At 71.8% G+C, this 3,792-nt stretch carries 3 protein-coding genes, 1 tRNA gene and 1 pseudogene; 2 read left to right on the top strand and 3 right to left on the bottom strand.

Annotated elements, in window-relative coordinates:
• From G6023_RS09015 to G6023_RS09005, 3 genes are all read right to left on the bottom strand, one after another.
• The coding region (locus G6023_RS09015; protein ID WP_182635085.1) for a cobyric acid synthase at positions 1–1,165 on the bottom strand (1,165 nt) is incomplete at its 3' end.
• A gap of 99 nt (positions 1,166–1,264) precedes the next feature.
• Positions 1,265–1,341: transfer RNA gene (locus G6023_RS09010), tRNA-Ile, on the bottom strand.
• Between the two features lie 52 nt (positions 1,342–1,393).
• A complete protein-coding gene (locus G6023_RS09005; protein WP_241727779.1) occupies positions 1,394–2,782 on the bottom strand; it encodes a carboxylesterase/lipase family protein in 1,389 nt (462 codons plus the stop codon).
• Between the two features lie 59 nt (positions 2,783–2,841).
• On the opposite strand from G6023_RS09005, the gene G6023_RS09000 reads away from it, so the two are divergent.
• A complete protein-coding gene (locus tag G6023_RS09000; protein ID WP_182635083.1) occupies positions 2,842–3,264 on the top strand; it encodes a nuclear transport factor 2 family protein in 423 nt (140 codons plus the stop codon).
• A 71-nt stretch (positions 3,265–3,335) separates the two neighbouring features.
• Positions 3,336–3,593 (top strand): annotated as a pseudogene (locus G6023_RS08995) (dihydrofolate reductase family protein); the annotation flags it as partial.
• Positions 3,594–3,792 lie beyond the last annotated feature (199 nt).

Here is a 3,792-nt window from a genome sequence, read left to right as displayed (position 1 = left end):
GCAGTCGCAGGACCTTCTCGGCGCCGAAGCGAGTGGTGGCGGGAAGCAGTCCGAGGCCGGTCACCCGCGCGCCGGGCTCGCCCTCGATGCCGTCCGGGTCGGCGATCTCCCCGCCGAGCATCTGGAAGCCGCCGCAGATCCCCAGCACCGCGCCGCCGCGCTCGACGTGGGAGGTGAGCGCGCGGTCGAGGCCCCGGGCGCGGAGCCAGGCGAGGTCGTCGAGGGTGGCGCGGGTCCCGGGGACGACGACGAGGTCCGCCCCCGCGAGGTCGCGGGAGTCCGTGACGTACTCGAGATCCACGTCCGCCTCCAGGCCGAGGGCGTCGACGTCGGTGAAGTTGCTGATGCGCGGCAGACGGATCACGGCCACCCGCAGGGTGGCGGCGGCGTCGGCGGCGCGGGGACCCACCGCGAGGGCGTCCTCCGAGTCCAGCCAGAGGTCGGGATTCCAGGGCAGCACCCCGTGGACCGGCCGGCCGGTGAGGTCCTCGATCTGCCGCAGCCCGGGGGCCAGCAGCGTCGGGTCGCCGCGGAACTTGTTGATGACGAACCCCGCGACCAGCCGCTGATCGGCGGGCTCGAGGAGTGCGACCGTGCCGTAGAGGGCGGCGAAGACGCCCCCGCGGTCGATGTCCCCCACCACGACGACGGGCATGTCCGCGTGCCGGGCCAGGCCCATGTTGACGTAGTCGCTGGAGCGCAGGTTGATCTCGGTGGGACTGCCGGCCCCCTCGCAGATGATGAGCTCGTGACGGGAGGCCAGGTCGGAGTAGGCGGCGAACGCGGCGTCGGCCAGGTGGGCCCGTCCGTCGACGAAGTCGCGGGAGGACACCGACCCGGCCGGCTGTCCCATCACCACCACGTGGCTGCGCCGGTCCCCGCCGGGCTTGAGGAGCACCGGGTTCATCGCGGGCTCCGGGGCCACGCCCGCTGCGAGGGCCTGGATCCATTGCGCGCGCCCGATCTCGGCGGTGCCGTCCGGGCCTGTGCTGTGCGGACCTGTGCGGCGAGGGGCGGCGACCACCATCGAGTTGTTGGACATGTTCTGGGCCTTGAACGGGGCCACGTTGATGCCGCGGCGAGCGAACGCCCGACACAGCGCTGTGGTCACGACGCTCTTCCCAGAATCCGAGGTCGTACCGGCGACCAGCAGGGAGGCGACCATGGAGATCGATCCTAGTCGGGCGCTCCGGACCCGCCCGACCGGGCCGACTGGCAGACTCACGTCCGAGGTGGCGTCGCAGAATAGTGGCGGGTCGAGCAGTGGTGGGGCCAGCGGGGCTCGAACCCGCGACCAGCGGATTATGAGTCCGCGGCTCTAACCAACTGAGCTATAGCCCCCCGCACGCGCCGGGTACGTCACCGGCACGCGCGGCGCAATCGTAGCAAGGCGTCAGGAGCCGCCGGCGGGCCACCAGACCGCGCGGACGTCGGCCAGTCCGTCCTCGACGACAGCGGGAGGGTCATCCCACACCTGCACGCGCCTCTCGGCGGGCGCGTAGGGCGGGGACCCCGGGTCTCCGGAGCGGACGAAGTCGACCCACGACCGGTGCATCGCGTCGACGAGATCCGGCGGGGCGTCCGCTCCGAGGTAGGCCCGCACGTTCGCGGCTTCCGGAACCGACCAGAAGAACGGCAGGTCCGCGCAGTGCACGGCGCCGCGACCCTCGGACCAGCGGAAGTCGTACACCCAGGTGGGCGCGCCGGCGGCCACCCGGGTCTCGGCCGCACGCACGACGGTCGAGTGGATGGTGGCGGCGTCGACCACCGCCCCCACCGCCCGTCGCAGCGACTTGCCCGCCGATTGTCTGGCCAGCGCGCGCAGTCCGGTGGTGGGCAGCTCCTGGGACCGCAGGATCATCGCGGCACCCGGCACCAGCGCAGGCCCGGGGAGGGCCCGGACGACCCCCTCGAACTCCGTGGCCGTGGAGCCGATGAGCAGGGGCAGGTCGAGCCCAGGCCCGGTGCCGATGCCCTCCAGGGGTGGGACCGGGACCGTGTCGTCGCCGACCGTCGGCCGGAACGGCATGAGGAAGGGATTGTCCTTGCGCAGGCGCCGGTGGAACTCGTCGACGGCGCCCCGGCCGCCGGCGGCCAGTTCCGCGGCGGTCGTGCCCTTGGGGGCCTGAGCGGCGGGCGATCGCAGCACCGCGGGCGACGAGGCGATCCCCCGGTGGAACAGGCCGGCCGCCAACGGCGAGGCGAGCAGGCAGAGCACCGCCCCGCCGCCCGCCGACTGACCCGACACCGTGACCCGCCCGGGGTCACCGCCGAACGCCGCGATCTCGTCGCGGACCCACTCCAGGGCCATGATCCAGTCCCGCACCCCGCGGTTGTCCGGGGCGTCGGGGAACGCGGTGAACCCCTCGACGCCCAGGCGGTAGCCCACCGAGACGACGACGATCCCGGCGCGCGCGAAGGCGGTCCCGTCGAACCAGGGCTGGTGCGATGACCCGGACTCCCAGCCGCCGCCGTGGATCCACACCAGCACCGGGTGGCCCGCGCCCTCGGTGGGGGCCCACACGTCGACGTGCAGGATGTCCGTGCCGGCGACGATCGGCTCGGGGATCGCCGGGTCGGGGTCGAATCGCAGCCGCTGCGCGGTGGCGGCCGGCCGGGTCGCGTCACGGACGCCCGGCCACGGTTCGCGGCGGACCGGGGCGGCGAACCGCAGGTCGCCGACGGGGTCCTCGGCGTAGGGGATGCCGTAGTAGCGGACCACATCCCCCAGATCGGTGCCCTTGACACGGCCGGTGGACAGCGCGATCTCGACGTCGGTCATGGCGGCCAGATTAGCGAGCCCAGCTGAGATCCCCCGGCGATCCCTGCTACCAAGGGGAGATGACAAGTGACAGGGACCTGATCATCGAGCGTCTGGCCGACGTGGCCTCCGCGTTGGACTCACGTGACTGGGATGGGCTGGGCGAGCTGTTCACCGAGTCCGCGACCGGGTACGGCGCGACCGGTCGGCAGGCGATCGTCGAGAGGGTCAGGGAGCACCTCGGGGGCTGCGGACCATCCCAGCACCTGTTGGGCAACCATCGGGTGCAGCTCGGCTTCCACGGAGACGAGGACCGGGTGCGGAGCCTCACGTACGCGCGTGTCCTCCACCTCGGTGCCGGGGACCAGTCCGATCTGTCCTACGAGTGCTTCGGCGAGTACTCGGACCTGTGGACCCGGACGCCGGAGGGCTGGCGGATCGACTCGAGGAGGTTCCACATCAGCTTCGACCGAGGCGATTTCCGGACACTCCAACCGGGCTGACCTCCGGACGCCTCCCATGGGAGGCGGCTTCGGGTCGTACAACGACAACGGTGATTGGGGCGGCTACTGACGATTCCGGCGTGTTCGACCCCTGGGTCACCCAGATGACCACGCTGCCGACGACGGTGGTGTCAACGACCCTGGATGGTCCCCTCGACTGGCCGGACGCGGCCATCGTCAGCGGAGACGCCGTCGAGGTGGTCGCTCGCTTGAAGCAGCATTCCGACGTGTCGTTGCGCTCGCACGGCAGCTTGTCGATGAACCGGGCGCTGATGGCCGCCGGTCTGGTCGATCGGGTGCAGGTGACGGTGTTTCCCTGGCGCAGTGGGTGGGTACCCGGTTGGGATGAGTGATCGAAGATGATCGAACCCTTGTGCTAGTGCGCCGGTGCGGGTATTGTCGAATGTAGGTTCGATGCCGGTGACGGAGGGGGTGGAATGGTGACGACGACGAGTGCACTGTTCGCCGTACCCGAGCCCCTCGGCATGGCCGACATGGAGGCCGTCAGCGAGGCGGCCCGTGCCGCGA

This window comes from Dietzia sp. DQ11-71 (genome assembly GCF_014144995.1).
GTDB classification, from domain to species: domain Bacteria; phylum Actinomycetota; class Actinomycetes; order Mycobacteriales; family Mycobacteriaceae; genus Dietzia; species Dietzia kunjamensis.
The sequence above is the reverse complement of the archived record's forward strand: the minus strand, read 5'-3'. Positions and strand labels throughout refer to the sequence as shown.